Origin of the sequence: Bradyrhizobium sp. SZCCHNR1015, assembly GCF_032489875.1 — a bacterium.
Taxonomy (GTDB): domain Bacteria; phylum Pseudomonadota; class Alphaproteobacteria; order Rhizobiales; family Xanthobacteraceae; genus Bradyrhizobium.
The window spans coordinates 1-19788 of record NZ_JAUEYW010000004.1; the positions used below are offsets into that span (position 1 = coordinate 1).

The window sequence follows — 19788 nt, forward strand, 5'->3', positions numbered from 1 at the left end:
TTCGAGCGGCCGATCATCATCACCAACCTGGCCTATCGCTTCATGGTGCTGGAGCAACTGGCCGAGATCGGCATCGAGGCCGACGTCCTGCTGGAGCCGATGCGACGCGATTCAGGCCCGGCGATCGCCGCCGGAGCCGCCTTTGCCCAGTCGCGCCATCAGGATGCTGTCGTGCTGGCGCTCGCGGCCGATCACGTCGTTCGTGACACCCCCGCTTTTCTCGCGGCGTGCCGCCAGGGGCTCGCTGCCGCCGAGGCCGGCCGCATCGTCACCTTCGGCGTCAATCCGGAGCGCGCGGCCACAGAATACGGCTACATCAGTCCTGGCGCGCCGGTATCCGGGGAGGTGCGGGCGGTCGCGAAATTCGTCGAGAAGCCGGACCAGCCGACCGCGGAGCGCTACATTCGCGAGGGCTATCTCTGGAACAGCGGCAACTTCATGTTCCGCGCGTCGGTCCTGCTCGACGAATACCGCAAGTTCGATGCCGACAGCGTGCAGACGGTCACCAACTCCGTTGCCAAGGCCGGCCGCGACCTCAGCTTCATCATCCTCGACTCCGAAGCCTTCGCCGCGGCCAAGCCGATCTCGATCGACTATGCCGTGATGGAGAAGACCGAGCGGACGGCCGTGGCCCCGGTGTCGTGCGGCTGGTCCGACGTCGGCTCCTGGCATGCCGTCTGGGAACTGTCCGACAAGGACGGGCAGGGCAACGCCGCGCGCGGCACCGCCGTGTTCGAGGATTCCCGCAACTGCAATGTGGTCACCGACAAGGCGCTGGTCGCGCTCGAGGGCGTCGATGATCTCGTCGTGGTGGCGGCGCAGGATGCCGTGCTGGTGTCGCGCCAGCGCGATGCCAACGGCTTGAAGCGGCTGGTCGCTAGGCTCAAGACCGTCGCGCCCGAAGTGACCGAGGCCCACATCAAGGTGCACCGGCCCTGGGGCAGCTACCAGTCGGTCGACAATGGCAAGCGCCACCAGGTCAAGCGCATCATCGTCAAGCCCGGCCAGCGGCTGTCGCTGCAGAAGCACTATCACCGCTCCGAGCACTGGATCGTGGTGCGCGGCGCGGCGCGGGTCACGGTGAACGAGACGGTCCAGACCGTGCACGAGAACGAATCGATCTACATTCCGATGGGCGCGGTGCACCGGCTGGAAAACCCGGGCAAGATCCTGCTGGAACTGATCGAGGTCCAGACCGGGTCCTATCTCGGCGAGGACGACATTATCCGTATCGAGGACGATTACCGCCGCGAGTAAGGCGGGGTCTCGCCGCGAATCACGCGAGCCGAGCTAGGGGCGATGTTCGGCAAGCCGCTGGCCTGCCTCCTGACTTTGACGCAGAACACGACCAAAACATCGGGCAGAAGCGAAGTCGTGACTTCCCGCATTGACACTTGAAATGAGGGGATAGCGTGAGTGATTACTCAGGGTTATCGAGCACTCGGACGCGGAGATTTTGTTGGCAATATGAATCGCCTGTTTCACGCGCGGGGCGCGAAGGTGATTTTCGCAATCAAATGTGAACTGTGCGGATTCTGATTCGACTGCATCCAGCACGATCTCCGCGCGCAGCTCATTAGTACGCGATGACCGGACTTGGGGTAGCTACGGCTTGTCTGATCTTCCTACCAGGCCTTTTGGTTTTGCTGGCTTGGATCGATTTCAAGCGCAGAACAATACCCAACGCGCTGAATGCGACGATCGCCCTAATTGGGGCGTTTCGGGCAGCTGCCCTGGGCGGATTGCCTGCCCTCGTCGAAACAATTCTCCAGGCAATGATCGTCGCTGCTGCCGTCTGGCTCCTACGCTGGCTCTATTTCGTCATCCGAAGGCAGCAGGGCCTGGGACTAGGCGACGTGAAGCTACTGACTGCGTCGACTTTCTGGGTTGGTATGGTCGGCATCCCTCTCCAGTTGTTGTCCGCCTCACTATCGGCGCTCGCGGTAGTCGCCACCCTACATGCGGCTGGCTACTCCGTCACACGGAGGAGCGCGGTCCCGTTTGGACCATTTCTGGCTTTTGGGCTGCTCGTCACCCTTGCTGCGCAGGAAAGTCGATGGCTCGTTTGATTCGTATACATCTGGGCACCCGCAGGGGGGATTCTGCCAGCCCTGGGCGTTTGAACCATCAAGCTTAGAACGTCGTCAGTCTCGGGAATAGAGCTGAAGGTCGATCGTGCACCCGCCACTCGAGCAGTGGAGTGCTTGCTGCATGGCGCTTTGGTCTCCTCAGTGGCGCCGATGCGCAGCTGCCGTTCTCGGTTACAACATCGACCATTCGGTCAGCGTATTCGTCAACACTGTTGGCTACTCAACGGCTCGTATAACAATCGCACTCCGATGATAACATCCTGCCTGACACTCTTGAGGCAGCTGACAGATCGGCAGTCAAACCACAGCTGATCCTGAACCCAGGCAGGGGGTCCATACCGGCGGCTGCTTCCTCAAAGTCACCAACGCTTCCCTTATACTCGATCGAGAACATGAGCCCATTGACGGACCAGACTGTTGCATCCAACGCCCCCAGGCCGTTCATCTCGATGCTCACCGTAGCCAAAAGCCGCCTCTCTCTTGTTGGGGAATGCGATAATTCCGTCGAAGCTCGGTCGTCCGTTTGACATCCTGTAGAAGTCCACCTCAACGCCGTTTGGCAGCCGTTGGACCTTGTTGATAGCCTGAACCTGACGATCCCACAAATCTCGAATTTGATCATCCAGCCGCGCTCGCACACAATCGAGAACCTGCTTCTCAAGCGACGATAGGCGCGAATTAGCCCCAGATAGCCAGGCGAGAAGAGCTCTGATTACCTGCATGAGCAATCGCCCCCGCCGCTTCCCAACTCAACGCCCCCACGCCGGCGCCCATGCCCTTGCAGACTTTTGGAATGCGATCCCACTGCAGCTTGAAGACGGTCGGCATCGGCTTCCGAGCTGCCCAATCTGCTAGAAATTGAGACATTTCCTCGTTCGGACGTCCTGCAACGTTTCGGCGCCGCCGCGGCCCGTCGCGCCTTGCGTCCAAGCGAAGCATTGGCGTACGAGATGATGATAACCGTCAAGAACCCTCGATAGTTCTCGTCCTGAAACTGAAACATGCCCACGTCTCCGGTTTAGCGAGCGCCTCAGTGCAGGGAAATCCCGGGCTGACGGATTCGATATCGACGCCTATGACAACGATCTGCCGCGCCTGCGCGAACTAACCAGGGAGCTCATTGCGTCGCTGGTGGACAGCACCAAGCTGATACAGAGCGTCCAGGCATCGTATCAGAACGTCGGCCGGACCTCACTCACACGGCGATCGAGGTATGTCGCAGGCCGGCCTGCTTTCAACCGCGTGCCTCAGCGACGGCTTGGGCCATGCGGTGAACCGATTTGACCCTGCGAACCTGCACCCCCAAGCGATCTGCGTCCTCCTAATCCATCGACGACTCTTTGATCGACTTGATCACGAGGGCCTCGCCTCCTCAAGGGTTAGGACTCGCGACTTGAACAACTGTAGCCGCACAACCAAAAGTATCGACAGGGTCAGCCACCCCAGCACGATGAACTCAGAAACCGAGCGCCCCCGCAGCCTGCTGCACCACCAACTCCCCCCGCGAAATCACACCTTCCCTCGGCCTGGTCTCAATGATCCGCTCAAGCCTTTGGCCCCGCAGCCTTCCGATGCCGCCTTCGGACTCCCGCCGTCACCAACTTTCGGCGATAGCTCCTGCAATCATTCAGACCAATTCTAGCGGCTCACCCTAAAGTTGTTGATAAAGCCGCACGACCGTTGAAGGTATAATGCGACTTCTATCTTATGCCCCCGTAAATCTACGGGGAAGCAGGCGAGGGGCATGGGATGTCGTCAGCGATCGGAGCGGCGGGACAAAGAGCGATCGAGCACTCTACAATCCAGTATTTCGTATCCTCTTGGATTAGAAATACCGATTCTGGCTGTACTTTTAGCTTGAAGGTTCTTGCTCCAATTTTCCAGATGCTTCTTGGGGCGGCGCGTCATTTTCGTTGCCTGGGACGAGCCTGTTTCATTCTCGCGTGCGCCGCAACCGCAGCCGATGCAAACCCGCAATTGGGATATCCGATCGTCGTCAACAATATCCCTCTGACTACCCAATACGTCACCGAGCCAGCTGCGGCTTGTCAGCTCGCAGCTTTGTACCCGCAATATATCATCATCGGCTTTTACGATTATGACGTTCATTTGCCGTTGAAATTCAACGGCGTCGAGGTTCGCCCGAACGGCAGCCTTATATGCTACGTTGCCGACGCCACCCGAGTGGCGTACGAGATCAACATCACATCGCCCGACTGCGTCTCCGGCTACGCGCTGCAGAGAGGGGTGTGCACAAAGGATCCGAGCCGCGGCCCCCCGAACAGCCACGCACCCGCGCCGCAGAACAGCCCCGATCCGTGCACAACTGATCCGAGCGTTGGCAATCCGATCTCACTCTCGGGATCTTCGAAGTCAGAGGATGCCGTCGACTTCATGTCGGGGGGAGCGCGGCCGCTCGGGCTTGTACGCCACTATCGAAGCCGGGGAACGCCGGGCCAACGGCTAGGCACGGCACGGTGGCACTTCGACTTCGAGTACGAGATACTCGTTGGCAACACCGTCGCTGTGTTCTCGCCAGACGGCGTCGAATACGATTTCTACCAGCCGACGCCGGGGGTCTACGCGAGCGTCTATAGCGAATCGAAAGTATCGCTGACGAGCTCTGACAATGGCGGCACGAAGTTCTTCTCTTTCAAGGACGAGAATGATCGAACGGTCATTTTCATACAGAGCGGGAATACCTATTGGCCCAAATCGATCACGGAAAGGAACGGCGTCAGCAAGGGTATCATCGCCAACACAGCCGTACATCCCACGCGAATCGACTCCATAGGATTCGCCGATTCGAGGCATATCGATTTTCGCTACGAGACGAGCGCCTCGGGAACCCCTCTCCATGTCTCGACCGCAACGTTTTACACCTATTCGCAGAGCACAGGCCCCACTGAATACTTCAAGATCGACTACGGATATACGAACGGCAACCTGACGACTGTCACGAGGTCGGAAAAGAACGACGGAGTATGGCAGCAGATCGACATCACGACGTATCACTACGAGAACACCACCTTTCCGGACCTTCTCACCGGGATGACCGACGCCCGAGGCGTACGTTACGCAACTTGGGCATACGATCCGGATGGGCGACCGATCTCCAGCTCGCACGCAGGTGGCGCAGACCTGACCACGGTTGTTTATGACGATGCCGCCGTGACCCGAACGGTCACCAATGCTCTTGGAAAGCAGGCTACCTACTCGTTTGCAAAGCGAGAGGGAACGATGAAGTCAGCAGGAGTGGCCGGCCAGGCGACCACCAATTGCCCCGCTTCGGCCCGATCCGTCAGCTACAATACGCTTGGTCAGGTCAGTCAGGCCGCCGATGACGAGGGACGCGTCACAGCCTATACGAGGGATTTTTACGGACGCCCGACCTCGATCGTACGCGGAAGTGGCACCGCAGCGGCGACTACCACGGGTTTCGTGTACGACAACACCTTTAATGTGGTCGCGCAACAGGTCGAACCTGGCCTGACCACGACATACACCTGGAGCACGGCCGGTCAGCTGTCGCAAGTGACCCAGACCGACACGACGTCGCAGACGGCGCCGTATTCGACCAATGGACAGACGCGGACCTGGACGTTCAACTATACCGGGACGCTGCTGTCGAGCGTTGACGGCCCCCTCCCCGGCCCAGGCGATACGGTCTCTTTCTCGTACGATGCCAACGGCTATCCTGCCTCCTACACAAACGAGATCGGACAGGTCACGATCATCAACTCGGTCAATTACCGCGGACAGCCGACGCTCGTCACCGATCCCAACGGCGTCACCACCAGCCTTACCTACGACGCGCTCGGCCGACTCCTGACTGTCACCGTCGACCCGTCGGGATTGGCCGCGACGATGTCGCTGACATACAATGCAGTTGGCGATGTCACCAGAGTGACGCGCGCGAACGGCGCCTATCTGTCTTATACCTATGATGATGCGCGGCGGGCGGTTCAGATCCAGGATAATACTGGCGCATCCATCTCACTGACGCGCGATGCGATGGGCAACGTCACAGCGCGGCAGATCAAGGGGTCTGACGGAACCATCCAGTTGGCGCAGACGGCCGTATTCGACGAACTCGGCCGACTGTTGAAGTTCATCGGGGCTTCAAAGCAGACTTGGGTTCACGGCTACGACAAGACCAACAATCGCGTCTCGATCACCGACCCGCGCTCGAATGTCTTCGGCTGGTCATTCGATTCGCTGAACAGGTTGATCAATTCGAAAGACGAGGAGGGCAACAGCGAGACGGTCACCCTCGATGGCAGAGATGAAGTAACCAGCTATAGCGATCCCCGCTCTCTCAACACCACTTTCGTGCGGAACGGCTTCGGCGAAGTAATCCAGCGAACGAGCCCCGATACGGGCACGACCACCTATGTCTACGATGCCGCCGGCCGACCGACGCAAATGACTGACGGGCGTGGCGTCGTTACCAATCTGACCTATGACGCAGCAGGGCGCTTGTTGAGCAAGCAATATCCGGCTGCACCAGGGGAGAACGTCACATTTTCCTGGGATGGGACATCTGGCGGAAACAAGGGCGTTGGGCGCCTGACACGGATCGACGACGCCTCCGGGAGCATCGAGTGGACCTTCAACTCGCTGGGACAGGCCATTCAGGAGAAGAAGAAGACAGCCGGGATCGTCTACCTCGTTGGCTATGCCTATGATCTCGACGGCAATCTGACCCGCATCACCTATCCATCCGGCCGGATCGTCAACTATTACCGCGGTGCAACGGGGCTCGTGAACACCGTGACGCAGCAGCCGGGCGCCGCAACTGCCGAAATGCTGCTCGCTAAGTGGGTGACTTACCAACCCTTCGGTCCATTGCAGTCGCTCTCGTACGGCAATGACCTAATCCTGTGGAAGACATTCACGCAGGACTACAATTTGAGCACCTTCGTGGTCGAGCAGGGATCGAATTCGGTCATCAACCGCGCCTATACCTACTGGTACGATGATTTCGACATCACCAATGTCTGGGACAACAATGTCGCCGGTCGGACCGACAACTATGTCTTCACTCCGGGTCATCGGCTGCAGAATGTCTACGGGGACTGGGGGACGCAGACCTATTGGCAGGACCCGGTCGGCAATCGGACCGGCGACGTCTTTACAAATGGCACAACCACCACGACAAGAGTTTTGGGCTATCCGTACAACAGCAATCTCTACGTCGGCACCACTGAGGGCACGAATACGCTGCGGAGCGTCACGAATGACGGAGCCGGCAATATCGTCACTGATGTCAGGGGCACTACGACCTACAACTACCGCTATAATAATCGTAATCGGCTCGATCAGCTCACAATCGGCACGACGGTGACCGCGAGCTACGTCTATGACGGGCTCGAGCGGATGGCCGTTCGGACCACCCAGAATATGACGCCATCGACTACGACCCACTATATCTATGACAGCTCTGGGCGGCTATTGGCCGAGGCAGGCGCGAACGGCACGTCGCAGCGGGAATACGTCTGGCTGGATGATACACCCCTTGCGCTTTTTGCAGATCTGGACACGGCAACGCCTAAACAATGGTACGTGCATCCTGATCATCTCGATCGCCCGAGCAAGATGACCGACGCAAACCAGACCGTGGTTTGGGACGCATGGTACTGGCCTTACGGTGAGGTCCGCTCGATTACCGGAACCGCAAGCAACAATCTGCGATATCCGGGTCAGTATTTTCTCGTCGAGTCAGGGCTTCACTACAACTGGCATCGGCATTACGATGCATCGATTGGGAGATACACGCAGGCAGATCCGCTTGGGCTCGTCGCAGGGCCGAGCCTCTACGTATACGCTGGCGGGAATCCTGTCTCTTTTACAGATCCGACGGGAGAATTCGCGTGGGGCCTCGCTTTTGCCGCAGCAGATATGGGACTTCAGCTCTACGAGAACGGCGGAAACTGGCGGTGCATTAACCTCGGAGAGGTTGGACTCAGCCTCGTCGGGGGGGGCCTCGCTGGCGCCTTGGAGAAGGGAGCGTTCCGATTTAAGGATTTTGGGAGTCATACTTGGAACGCGACACGCAAGTGGATGAACAGGGAAGGCATTCAGCTTCTCGGGGAAGGGCAGGCGAGACATCATTGGCTATTGGAGCGGAACCAAGGCATAGGACGGATGGTACCGGATTGGATTAAGAACCAGCCCTGGAACACCAATCCCATCTCCGCGTCCCTCAATTCGACGCTCGCGCAGTATCCCGAGCTGGCTTGGGTGGCTGGCCCCGGATGGTCTAAGAGCCTAACGATCGGCGCAATTTTAGCGGGCACTTCACCCCGGGGAGGCGGATGTGACTGCAGATAGTGGGCCACGTACCTTGCTGTTCTTTGATGAGAGAAGAGAAGCGATCCTGCCATATAGCAGCGATGCGTTCAAAGTCTCGACGGGTCCGAGAGAACGGGTCCTTGAGCGCTATCTCGGGGTAATTGTTTTGGATCGTGACGGGACAATCTGGCGGATTGATGAGATTCGCTTCGAGCATCTTTGGGGTGAAAGCCGTTGGCGAAGGATATTCAGCTTTGTGAATGGTGGGACCAGGAAGATATCGGTAACTCTGCGCCAGGCGCCTGAAATTCGCTTTAATGAGATGCGGCAGCGCGCCGTCGACTATATAACAAAACGTCCCGAACTCATTGAGCAGTACTTTGACAAGACGGATCCTGGACAGGCTGTAAGTCAAGCGGCCCGGTCGTCAACGGCGTCAGAGCTCTTTGACGCCCTGGGAGCACCGGCGCCGTTAGACTGCCTCGACGCGCTCATTGCTGGGTCCTGATTCCTCCAAAGAACCAACATGACTTCACCACTACATGGCAGTGAGACGGCGGTTAACGGATGGACCGGCTCATCCCAATGATGTTGATATTTGTCGGCGACCGAATCGATGGCTAATGACGGAAAAGGTTAGACATGCGCTGAGACGGGTCGTTCAATTGAGAATCGTCCCAGCGCTTGAGCAGCGAGGATTCCGGACGATCCCGCTTACGGGCGGCGATGCGCGGAGCCGGGAGATTCGTTCCGCATTCCCATTTGGGAGACTGCGGCGCGAAGGCATTCAAGGATTTCAGATCGTCGAAATCCAGCTCGACAAGTGCGGCCGCCCCGCGTTTCGCCTCAACCTTGGCATCGTCCCTCGAGAGGGGATTGTCCATGCGTCAGGGCGCATTCCTGCAGAGGACGTATGGGTCCAGTATCTCGAACAATACTTCCAGGTGTATCGTCGCCCATTCTTCAGGCGCTGGTTCGATGCGCGGGGGTGGCTGGGTTCGGCGCCAACAGAGGCGGATATCGAAGCGACCGTCGATGAGGCCGTTACCTTGATGCCTGAAATCGAGGAGGTGTTCGTCAGTGGAACTTGTGGTCCGCACGTAAGATGCGTGGGAGGCTAGCCGCGACCATGGTCCAATGCCTCCATCAACGCGCCGTCCAGCGAGCCGAGCACCTTTGGCAATGCCGCAGGATCTAATCAGGACGGATCAGTGTGAGATCACCTCGAGATTTACACAAAGTACGCGGCAGAGCGAACGCCGTCAAAGCATCGGGCGGCAAGGTTGTGCAATCCGAGACGATGGCCGGCGAAGGCGAACCAACAGTGGGTTATCAGATACCGGCAAAGTTGAACTAGACGCCCGCGTAAAGGTCGAGACGGCCGTCGGCAACACGACGAGACTCGTCGCCAGCTCCCCCGTTACGCGTCTTTGGTCTTGAGCATTGCAGCGAAAAGGCCGAGCAAATCCGTAGAGCGTCAAGGATGGTCGGTGTTGAGCGACGTCCGTAGGCGCTTCGCCTCGTACGTGTCGAGCAGCGCCATCGATCTAATGTCACTGACAACGCCCGGGAGCTTCCAGCCGAGATTTACGGCGATCGCAGATCATGGGACTTAGCCGACCCCATCCATCGGCGCAAACGCGGCGCTGATCCGCCGCTTCCATGAGGCCAAGCTCGCGGATGCGCCGGAGGTCGTGGTCTGGGGCACCGGCACGCCGCGGCGCGAGTTCCTCTATGCCGACGACATGGCGGATGCCTGCGTGCACCTAATGAAGACCTATTCGGACACCGCGCTGGTCAGCATCGGCACTGGCGAGGATATCACCATTGCCGACTTCGCCCGCGTGGTTGCCACCGTAGTAAGCATCCGGCGTGAGCCGCAGGCTGGGTCGATTACTCGGTTCGCTGGCGATAGAGCAGCTCCGGCTTCTCCTTGTGCATCCGCACCAGCTCGATCAGAGCTTCGACCCCTTGGTCAGTGAAGGCAGGGACGCCGTCTTCTCCGACGCCATAGACCCAGATCACGCCGTCCTCGATGTCCATCTCGTTGGCCACGTCGGTCAGCCAGCCTTCATCTTCCCCGAGGTCTTTCGCGACTTGGGTGATGGTGGTGACGTGATGAACCTTGTTGACGTGCATGGTCATGCCGCGCGAGCAGAGAGCGCTGATGCCGGTGTCCATTTCCAGGGCAGTAATTCGTCCAGCCGGTGAGCCGGATGAGAGGCGATGCGCGCGAGGACATCGGCGAGCCAGGCCTGCGGATCGATGCCGTTCATTTTGGCCGTGACGATCAGGCTGTACATGGCCGCCGCGCGCCGACCTCCGCGATCGGAGCCGCAGAACAGCCAGGATTTTCGACCGAGAGCGATGCCCCTCAGACCGCGCTCGGCGGCATTGTTCGAGAGGCAAATCCGCCCATCATCAAGGAACGCGGTGAAGCTCGTCCAGCGCTTGAGGATGTAGTTGAATGCCTTGGCGAGGTCGTGGCCACGGGACAGTCGGGCGAGTTGCTCACGCATGTAGACTTGCAGGTCCTCGACCAGAGGCAGGCTCAGGGCCTGCCGCATCCGAACGCGCTCCTCGGCGCTAGTGCCATTGATGGAGCGTTCGATCTCGAACAACGCATCGATCCGTTGCACCATCTCGATCGCGATGGGCGAGAGCGGGATGTCCTTCTTGCCGGAAGCCTTGCGTCGCGCATTCTCCTCGATGTCGGCCATGATGAAGAACGGGCGCCGGGCGTGCACCCAGCACGCCGCTTCCCGGATCGGTCCAGGTCGGCGCCCCGCCAGATAGAGCTGGTTGTATCCCTCATAGGCACCGGCCTGCAGGATGCCGGCATAGCCTGCCAGATGCGCCTGCGGATGCTCGCCCCTGCGATCGCGGGAGTAATAGAACATCGCTGCCGGCGGGTCGGCGCCGCCAAACGGCCGATCGTCCCGAACGTAGATCCAGCATCTCCCCGTGTCGGTCTTGCCCTTGGCCAGCACCGGCACGGTTGTGTCATCGGCATGAAGGCGCTCGGCTGCCATGACATGGGATTCGACCAGGCGCAGCAGTGGTTCCAGCGACGCACAGACCGATCCAACGGCATCCGCCATGGTCGAGAGTGCGATCGGCACGCCTTCCAAGGCGTAACGTTCGGCCTGGCGGTTCAATGGCTGGTGCTGGCCGAACTTCTCGAACATGATCATGGCCAACAAGCTCGGACCGGCCCATCCCCGCGCCACGGCATGGAACGGCGCCGGCGCCTGGCTGATCTTCTCGCAGTCACGGCAGGAGAACTTCTCCCGCACCGTCTCGACCACCTTCCACTGCCGCGGCACTGCTTCCAGCGTCCGCGTCACGTCCTCGCCGATCTTGCGCAGGCGATTGCCGCCGCAGCACTCGCACGCGGACGGCGGATTGATCACCACCCGCTCACGCGGCAGATGCTCCGGGAAGGTCTGGCGCTCCGCGCGCTTGCGCGTAAATCCGCGGACGGTCGTGGTCCTGGCCGCGGCTTGCTCGGCGGACAACTCGTCCTCGGTGGCGTCGGCCTCCAGCTCCTCGAAGGTCAGCGCCAATTGCTCGATCAGCCGCGACGAGCGCTCCGACCGCTGTCCGTAGATTTGATGTCTCAGCTTGGCAATCTGCAGCTTCTGCTGGGCGATCAGCGCGCTGTCTTCCGAGGCTTTCGCGCGGGCGACGGCCAGCTCCGCAGCAATCTCCACCCCCCTGGCGCGCTCGGCTGCCAGCGCCTCTTTCAAGGCCGCCATGTCATCGGGAACGGCGTCGCGCTCAGCGTTCATGCAGCGCAGTGAATCACAGATCGGAGGTGTTGTGACTCCCTAAACGCCCCAAGCCGAAGGATTTATTGGCTCAGCCCGCACTTTGCGGTCGCCAGCTTGCCTGGGGATTTCTCCAGTCGATGCCCTCGAGCATGTAAGCCATCTGCGCCGCCGAGATCGACACCGCGCCGTCCGACGCCGAAGGCCAGATGAACCTGCCACGGTCCAGACGCTTGGCGTACAGCGACATGCCCAACCCATCATGCCAGAGAATCTTGACCAGATCGCCGCGGCGACCGCGGAAGATGTAGAGATCGCCGGCATGCGGATCGCGCTTCAGGCTCTCCTGGACTCCAAGCGCCAAGCTTTGCATACCGCGACGCATGTCGGTGTGGCCGGTCGCGATCCACACGCGTACCCCTGGCGGAATTGGGATCATCGCGTTCGCCCGCCCGCCAACGCCGCGATAGCAGCCTTCAGCGTCCTCTCATCGACGACGCCCGTGATCCGCATCCTGGCTCCGGCCACAAGCTCGATCTCAATCGCGCCGCCGCTGGCAGGCACGACCGGATCAGGTGTCGCTACCGGATCTGCGATCACAGTCGCCGGAACGAAGTCCACTCGCGGCCCGGCTTCATTCTGTTCCGCGCGGAACAGCCGCCGCCACTTGAGAAGCAACGAACGTGAGATGCCGTATCGCCGGGCGGTTGCCGAAACCTGCCGGCTCCCCTGCAGGCTCTCCATCACGATCCGGAGCTTCTCATCCTCAGACCAGCGCCGCCGCCGACCCGTCTCGACCACTTCAAGCCGCCCGATCGGGGCACTGTCCTTATCTCTGTCCATAAGGACAGTTCTCAGCACAAACACCAAATCGCCAAGGCGGCCCTCGGCGGAGGGTTACCCACCGTAGTAGGCTTCAAGGGCAGCATCAGCTTTGACCGGTCACGGCCGGATGGCACACCACGCAAGCTTCTCGACGTCTCCCGCCTGACGGAGCTTGGCTGGCGCGCGACGACTTCCTTGGAAGTGGGAGTCGGGCTCGCCTATCAGGCATTCTGCGCGAAGCGGCGACGCAGTCGTTAGTCATTATTGGCAAGGGCGAGACCACCAAAGGCCATTCGGCGCTGGATCTCGTTGAAGCTGCCGTAAGCCTCGATCTCAGCAACGATGTCAAGACCCCGATAGTGCCGCGAATAATCCGGATTCTGGGCCCTGATGAAGTGCTCGGCTGCCATGAGAGCCTCACACTCCTCCGTCCGACGGTTGTTGTTGATAGCGGCGAGCCCCCCGTTCTGCCACAAGACGCGGCGCACCTCACGAGAAAGCGTGGCCTATCAGTGAAGTGCCTGCGCCACCGCGACTAGCTAGCCTCCCGGTTGCTAGCCGCATCTCTCGATTGCCGGTGCGGATCAAACATTTTCTGCGGCAGCAATACGTAGCACCTTGCCACCGCGCGGACTGAGCCGCCCCATGTTTCCGTGACATTGCGGGCCTCGTCTTCGTCGCTTCAACGTAAGCGTAGCTCTGCGGCCCTACTGACTGGCGCTTGACGCCTATTTGGTCCGCGGGGTACGGCGCCGCGGCGTCCCGCTTTCGCACAAGGCGTTGACAGCTGCGTCGAGCGTCTTCCGGTCGATAGTCGACGTCCTCGCCAAGCTCGCGGCCAGGAAGGTGTTCCACAGACACTACGTCTCTGACAGAGCGCTGGTCGCGAGCTTACGTCATCTTCCAGCTGAGAAGGAAATAGGGATGTACCGGATTGTCCGTCATTCGAATAACAGCTCGATATCGAGAAACCTGGCCGGACTTTGCGACTTCGATACAGATCATGAAGGCGCGACCGCGCAAGGATGACGTTGGCTCTTCGTTTGCGCCGATCGGAAATGGAGGCGGGCGATCTGAGGCCACCCCTTGCTTACTGATCATCCCGGGCATCGCCGCCAGAGCTTCAGGTGTGGCACGTCGTGGGTCAACGAACTGGCTTCCGGAATACACGGTCACGGCAGGTTCGATCCGCTGGAAGAGAGCAGGCGTCATGTCCATTACGAGAAGAAGCTCGTCGACGCTCTGAAACGGACCGTTGCGCGGCCGGTGGGGACTATTCGCCGCGCGATAGTCGAACTCCTTGGCGCCATTAAGATGCTTCAATTCGCTCGCGGTTCGCCAGTCCACGATCTTGTCTGCAAGCCCACTTGCCGCATCGGCGTTTAGCCCCACCGACCGCAGCAAACTGGCAAGCAAGGCAGGGTCGGCCTGGTTGATGTCGATCTTGCCGAGCTCGTCCTGGATCACGATACGGATCTCGGCTTCGCCAAAGTGGAGCAGGTGAACCTCGCCTACACCTGGACGCAAGAGGCGATCAGATTTTTGATCAAACAATCCCGACACGGCGTAGTCCAGCGCCCCGTCTGCAATCGCACTCAGATTCGCAAGTTCACAATCGTTGCGGGCGAGGCGGTACGACACCTCGCTGCCCCAGAGCAGCGACAGTGACAACGTTGTCAATAATCCTAGGATCCACAGGACCGCGATGACTGGCATTTCTGATCTCTGGGACTGCCATGGTCCGAAGATCGCTTGGCGGACGACGGTTTCGAGAAGACATGTAAGAGACCTAGCTCATATGAGACCACCGAGAAGCCGAGCCAAGCAGGAACGAACAATTCGCGCTCCTCCTCTACGAGCGGATGTCTGCGGATTGGCCCTTGATCTTTCGTCTGCGCGAACAAGGCTATTCTACTCCGGCTCGAGGGGCCGCAGCGCGGCCTGTATTCTTCAATTCTTGGGGTAGAGCTGCAATTCGATCGCGCGCCCCGCCTGCTCGATCCGAACACCTGACGCGTCGATCGACGTCACCCGCCAGCCCTGAAATGTCTCGTTCTCGTTGACCCAGGAGCCTGCGCCACCTCCCACCTTGGAGAGCAGATAGGCCTTGCTCGTGCCGCTGTTGATCATGACGCCGCCGACCTGGAGGCCCGGGTCAGTGGCCACCGGAGGCGGAGCGGTCACCGGCATCGGCGGTGGCGGCGCGGGTGGGGGCGGAACGAACGGCTCGCGCGACTTCTGGAACACCGGATGGGCCAGGATCTCGGCATATGTCTGCAGCGGCTGCCGTCCAGCCACGCCCGCCATGGTCCGGGGCACCGGCGCTTCCCACGCCGCGCGGCGGGCGCCGGGCGCTTCTCCGCCTCCGACCGACGTCGCGAGCCAGGCGCCGAGCATTAGATCAAGACCCGCCAGGAGCGCCAGAACTCCGGCAAGCGGCCTCACCCGCCATCGCACAAAGCTCCTCATTGCACCGCACCGTAGATATCGAGCTGCGCCTGAAGCACCGGCTCCTCGGCCGTTCCCGGGCGCATCGCAGGCGCGCTCTTCAACACCGCATTGGCAATGAACAAATATGGCCTTGCGCTCTCGACCGCGTGGACCGCGCGCATGACGGCGGGCAACGGCCCAGACAGGTCGATGCGCGCGCCGCTGTACTTGATCTGATCGACGGTCCGGCCCGGCAGCGATTGAATCGCGCGGGACTGGGCGCCGGCATTGCCCATGATCGTCTTCAGCTTCGTCTGCAGGTCGGCGGCGATCACGTTCTCATTCGCACCCGTCAGAAACTCCCCGTTCTGGAGCTGCGACTCGGTTTCGGAGGCAAGGCCCTCGATGGCCGATGCCTGGGCTGCGATCGCGCTCAACCGTGCCAGCAGCGCCTGCTGTTGCTGGATCCGCGCCTCCCGCTCGGCGAACATCGCCGCGATCGGCGCCACGAAGCCCCAGAACAACAGCGCAAGAAGCGCGAGGTTGACGACGATGAACAGGCCGCGGCGTCCGAGCGCGTCCCTGCGCTTCGTCCATTCGCTCATGGCGCCACCTCCTTGATGGCATCGGGCACACGAATCCTGGCCTGCAATGAAAAGCGTTCCCGGTTCTCGATCGGATCCATCGCGACCGGCGACGTCAGGGCAGCGTCCACGAACAGTCTCGATCCACCGAGCGTGTTGATCAGGCTCGGCGCCGCGGCCGAGAATCCGGTCATCGTGACCGTTGCGCTCCGCGGGTTCGCTCCCTCCACGAGCCGCAATTCGGTCAGCCAGGAATGCTTCGGCAGAATGCGCGAGGCTTCATCCCAGACGTCGATCAATCCCGGCACTTCGCTGCGCTGCAGACGAAGGCGCGACAGCGCCGTCCGCCTCTCCCGCAATTGATCCACCAGGACGCGAACGCGCTCGGCGCCCTTGCGGGCCACAACGATCTCGGCATCGAGCCGATCGAGCGTGGCCTGTTGCCGGGCGAAGGTCAGGACCGCGATGCTGGACCCAAGAATCACGGCGAGCGCGCCGAGCCCTGCGATCGCAACGGTGGAGGTCTTGCGGGCAGCCGCAGGACGCGCCAGTCGGATCGACGGCGAGGTTTGATCGTCGCCGAACACGACAAAGTCGATGTGCGCGACGGCAAGCCCGAGCTGATCTGCGGCCTGCTGCACGTGATGGCGCCGCGTGACCCATTGCCGAACCGCGATCCGACCGTCAGGCGATGTGGCGGTCAAGTGGTCGCAATAGATGTCCTCCGCCTTGAACGGCGTCCGGCGCAACAGGTCCTGCGGCACGATCGTATCGATCGCGCCCTTCGCCTCGGGTGGAAGCATGAGCTCGCGGCGAAAAACACTCTCTTCCGGCAGACGCAAGCCCAGATCCGCGTCGCGCCGATCCAGACCATGACGCCGCAGGATGGATGCGATCGCCGCCGTCACCTCACCTGCATGGGTCGTTTCGACAGCCTGCACTCCTGATCGGGGATCGTTCAACTGAAGCCGGATCCGCGTGTCGTCGCGATCGACCAGAAGTCTCGGCCGGCCGGCCGGCGCCAGCGCGGCCACAAACCGTCGCGGCAGCAGATCGACCGCTTCCCTGCACCACCAGGCGGCCGCCGATTGCGCCCAGTCGCGCGGACGCGCCGCACGAACCGTGGCCAGCAACGCGCCTCTATCCTTGCTCTCATGCATCGCCCGTCCCGCCGCCCTATCCCATGCGCGTCGCGCGCAGAACTTCGTCGATCGTGGTCTCGCCCCGCCAGACCTTCCGGACTCCGGTCTCGTACATGCTCTGCATGCCCTGGTCGCGGGCGGCGCGCTCGATCGCAGTGTCCGACGCCTTGGCCAGGATCAGACTCTGACATGCCTCGTCGATGACCAGCATCTCCGCGATGGTCGAACGTCCGGAGAAGCCGGCATTGCCGCAATCGGAGCAGCCTTGCGGCTGGCGAATGTCTGGCTGCCCCAACGCACGGAGTCCGGTCACGGACCGATCGAAGCTCTCCGCCCAATAGCTCGCCTGCGGATGACCATGAGAACAACGGGAACAGAGCCTGCGTACCAGACGCTGCGCAATCACGCCCTTCAGCGTCGAGGCCAGCAGATAGTTCTCGACGCCGATGTCGATCAGCCGCGTGATCGCAGACGCCGCATCGTTGGTGTGGAGCGTCGAGAGCACGAGGTGACCGGTCAGCGAGGCCTGAATGGCGATGCGCGCCGTCTCGAGATCGCGGATTTCACCGATCATGATGATATCCGGATCCTGCCGGAGCATCGAGCGCAGCGCGTGAGGAAACGTCAGCCCGATCTCCGACTGGACCTGCACCTGATTGATCCCCAGCATCTGATATTCGATCGGGTCCTCCACCGAGAAGATCTTGCGCTCGGTGCTGTTGAGCGTCTTCAGCGCCGTATACAGCGTCGTGGTCTTGCCGCTGCCGGTCGGTCCGGTGACCAGGATGATGCCATTGGGCTGCTGCAGCAGCGCCTGGAGCGTCGCGATATGCTCCGCGGAGAAGCCAAGCTCGACAAAATCGAGGCTGACGCGATTGCGGTCGAGCACGCGCAGCACGACGCTTTCGCCGAAGGCCGTGGGGATCGTGGAGACGCGGAAGTCGATGTCGATGCCACGGACCGCGATCTTGATGCGCCCGTCCTGCGGCAGGCGCCGCTCCGCAATGTCGAGCTTCGACATGATCTTGACGCGGGACGTGATCGCGGCACGCAGGTCCGCCGCGAGCACCTGGACCGAGCGCAAGGCGCCGTCGATGCGATAGCGGACGAGCACCTGGTCCACATTGGGCTCGATATGGATGTCCGACGCCCTCGCCTCGACGGCACTGGTGATGATCTGGTTGACGAGGCGGATGATCGGCGCCTCGCTCGCAAGATCGCGCAGCCGCTGCACGTCGGCTTCGTTGGCCTCGGCGCCGCCGGTGGCGCGGGTCTCGTCGCTGCGCGACATGGCGGGATAGAGCCCCGCGCAGGCCTTGTCGAAATCCGCCGCCGTGAACAGCCGCATGTCGACCGAAAGGCCCGTGAGGAATGCAAGGGCCCGGATCGGATCGTGGTTGAACGGATCGGTCACGCCGACGGCAAGCCGGCCATCGCTGCAGCCGAGCGGCAGCACATGATTGTGACGCACGAACTCCGCTTCGACCAGTTCGGGCAACACAGGGTCGATCGGAATCTGATCCGGACGCACCAGATCGAGTGCCAGGAATTTCGACAACGCCGCGACCAGACCGGCCTCCGACACCAGACCGAGCTTGGTCAGCACGGTGTCGAGCCTGTCTCCGGTGGTTTGCGCCGCGCGTCCGGCACGGTCGAGGCTCATGCGATCGACGATGCCTTCCTCGCGCAGGAAGTCGCCAAAACTCTGCAACAATGCGGTCCGGTCCATGTCGGGCATGGACCGGTGCAGCTGCGCTCGCGGCTCCTCAATGTCTGCGGCGAAGGCGGCGGCCTGCTGCATCGCTGGCCCTGGGCGTCCGGTCATCGCGTCCCCCAGCTCAGCACCCAATAGGGCTGCTGCGGATTCTCCGTCAGGCGCACCGCGACCTCGCCTTCGACCTCGCGTGACGCGTAGGAAAATTCGGTCCGGATCGTGAAGGCGCGGCCACGCAGCACCGTCATCGGGTTGCCTTCGGCGAGGCCAGATCTGGCACCGTCGCGCGCGGCCAGCGTCGCTTCGGCGCTCTGCGCGGTCATGCCTGGCAGCGCGCGCAGCACCTCGCGCCGCGCCAATTGCGGATCAACGAACTGCCGCCCCGAATGCACCGTGAGCGCCGGCGCGATCCGCGCAAAGATCGCCGGAGTCATGTCCATCACCAGGAGCAGCTCATCGACGCTCTGGAACGGACCGTTGCGGGGATGATAGGCGGCGTTACGCGACGCATAGTCCCGGTCCTTGGCGCCGTTCAGATGCTTCAGGGAGGTTGCGGTTCGCCAGTCCACGATCTTGTCGGTCAGGTCAGCGGCGGCCCGCGCGTCCAGCCCTGCTGATAGCAGCAGGCTGTTCAGCATGGCCTCGTCGGTCTGGTTGAGGTCGACCCGTCCGAGCTCGTCCTGAAGCCTGATGCCGATCTGCGTGCCGTTGAAATCGAGCGTGTAGAGACGGCCGTCGGCGCGCCAGCGGTGGTCCGCCCGGGCATCGAGCAGACCGTCGATGGCGGCGTTCACGCCGGCCTCGACGAGCGCACCGAGAGCGGCCTGATCGACGCCGTTACGGGCAAGGCCATAGGACACGCTGCTCGACCATGACAGCGACAGCGCAATCGCCGTCAGTAGCGCCAGCCCCCAGAGAACCGACAGCACCGGCATGAGG

16 protein-coding genes and 2 pseudogenes are annotated in these 19788 nt (G+C 61.5%); 6 read left to right on the forward strand and 12 right to left on the reverse strand.

Translation table 11 applies throughout. The features are described 5' to 3' along the window. The 4 genes from QX128_RS08520 to QX128_RS08535 form a co-directional block, all read left to right on the forward strand. Positions 1-1257 (forward strand): mannose-1-phosphate guanylyltransferase/mannose-6-phosphate isomerase (locus QX128_RS08520; protein ID WP_316237212.1); only part of this gene is annotated, 1257 nt, incomplete at its 5' end. A 329-nt stretch (positions 1258-1586) separates the two neighbouring features. After that, entirely contained in the window at positions 1587-2069 is a 483-nt protein-coding gene (locus QX128_RS08525; protein ID WP_315783596.1) for an A24 family peptidase, read from the forward strand. A 1878-nt stretch (positions 2070-3947) separates the two neighbouring features. Further along, positions 3948-8423, forward strand: coding sequence for an RHS repeat-associated core domain-containing protein (locus QX128_RS08530; protein WP_316237213.1), 4476 nt, complete (start codon positions 3948-3950; stop codon positions 8421-8423). Further along, on the forward strand, positions 8410-8892 hold the full coding sequence (locus tag QX128_RS08535; RefSeq protein WP_316237214.1) for a hypothetical protein: 483 nt from the start codon (positions 8410-8412) through the stop codon (positions 8890-8892). Before QX128_RS08530 ends, QX128_RS08535 begins: the two co-directional genes overlap by 14 nt. 112 nt (positions 8893-9004) lie before the next feature. On the opposite strand, the gene QX128_RS08540 is transcribed toward QX128_RS08535, so the two are convergent. Continuing rightward, positions 9005-9268 carry a hypothetical protein gene (locus QX128_RS08540; protein ID WP_315804663.1) on the reverse strand — a complete coding sequence of 88 codons (264 nt, stop codon included), beginning with the start codon at positions 9266-9268 and terminating at the stop codon, positions 9005-9007. A 756-nt stretch (positions 9269-10024) separates the two neighbouring features. On the opposite strand from QX128_RS08540, the pseudogene QX128_RS08545 reads away from it, so the two are divergent. Continuing rightward, positions 10025-10246: pseudogene (locus QX128_RS08545) on the forward strand (NAD-dependent epimerase/dehydratase family protein); the annotation flags it as partial. Positions 10247-10277: 31 nt separating this feature from the next. On the opposite strand, the gene QX128_RS08550 reads toward QX128_RS08545, so the two are convergent. The 4 genes from QX128_RS08550 to tnpA form a co-directional block, all read right to left on the reverse strand. Beyond that, positions 10278-10565: a hypothetical protein gene (locus QX128_RS08550; RefSeq protein ID WP_316237215.1), complete on the reverse strand. Its 288-nt coding sequence runs from the start codon at positions 10563-10565 to the stop codon at positions 10278-10280. Next, on the reverse strand, positions 10526-12175 hold the full coding sequence (tnpC, locus tag QX128_RS08555) for an IS66 family transposase (RefSeq protein WP_316237216.1): 1650 nt from the start codon (positions 12173-12175) through the stop codon (positions 10526-10528). The genes QX128_RS08550 and tnpC overlap by 40 nt, the downstream gene beginning before the upstream one ends. Positions 12176-12245: 70 nt before the next feature. After that, positions 12246-12593 (reverse strand): IS66 family insertion sequence element accessory protein TnpB, encoded by a 348-nt coding sequence (tnpB, locus tag QX128_RS08560; RefSeq protein WP_315783346.1) that lies wholly within the window; start codon positions 12591-12593, stop codon positions 12246-12248. After that, the gene (gene tnpA, locus QX128_RS08565) at positions 12590-12997 is read right to left on the reverse strand and encodes an IS66-like element accessory protein TnpA (protein ID WP_316237217.1); all 408 of its coding nucleotides are present in this window, start codon (positions 12995-12997) and stop codon (positions 12590-12592) included. The genes tnpB and tnpA overlap by 4 nt, the downstream gene beginning before the upstream one ends. Positions 12998-13060: 63 nt before the next feature. Between tnpA and QX128_RS08570 the strand changes: the two are divergent. Then, a pseudogene (locus QX128_RS08570) lies at positions 13061-13237 on the forward strand (GDP-fucose synthetase); the annotation flags it as partial. On the opposite strand, the gene QX128_RS08575 reads toward QX128_RS08570, so the two are convergent. The 7 genes from QX128_RS08575 to QX128_RS08605 form a co-directional block, all read right to left on the reverse strand. Beyond that, on the reverse strand, positions 13234-13389 hold the full coding sequence (locus tag QX128_RS08575) for a hypothetical protein (RefSeq protein ID WP_315783586.1): 156 nt from the start codon (positions 13387-13389) through the stop codon (positions 13234-13236). The pseudogene QX128_RS08570 and the gene QX128_RS08575 sit on opposite strands and share 4 nt — an antisense overlap. A gap of 481 nt (positions 13390-13870) precedes the next feature. Beyond that, the gene (locus tag QX128_RS08580; RefSeq protein WP_316237218.1) at positions 13871-14695 is read right to left on the reverse strand and encodes a type II secretion system protein GspK; all 825 of its coding nucleotides are present in this window, start codon (positions 14693-14695) and stop codon (positions 13871-13873) included. A gap of 234 nt (positions 14696-14929) precedes the next feature. Then, positions 14930-15298, reverse strand: coding sequence for a hypothetical protein (locus tag QX128_RS08585; RefSeq protein ID WP_316237219.1), 369 nt, complete (start codon positions 15296-15298; stop codon positions 14930-14932). Positions 15299-15444: 146 nt separating this feature from the next. Continuing rightward, positions 15445-16014 (reverse strand): type II secretion system protein GspM, encoded by a 570-nt coding sequence (gspM, locus tag QX128_RS08590; RefSeq protein WP_315759577.1) that lies wholly within the window; start codon positions 16012-16014, stop codon positions 15445-15447. Continuing rightward, positions 16011-17027 (reverse strand): PilN domain-containing protein, encoded by a 1017-nt coding sequence (locus QX128_RS08595; RefSeq protein ID WP_316237220.1) that lies wholly within the window; start codon positions 17025-17027, stop codon positions 16011-16013. Before QX128_RS08595 ends, gspM begins: the two co-directional genes overlap by 4 nt. A 142-nt stretch (positions 17028-17169) precedes the next feature. Then, complete coding sequence (locus QX128_RS08600) at positions 17170-18936, reverse strand: GspE/PulE family protein (RefSeq protein WP_316237374.1); 1767 nt, start codon at positions 18934-18936, stop codon at positions 17170-17172. A gap of 20 nt (positions 18937-18956) precedes the next feature. Further along, positions 18957-19784: a type II secretion system protein GspK gene (locus QX128_RS08605; protein ID WP_316237221.1), complete on the reverse strand. Its 828-nt coding sequence runs from the start codon at positions 19782-19784 to the stop codon at positions 18957-18959. Positions 19785-19788 lie beyond the last annotated feature (4 nt).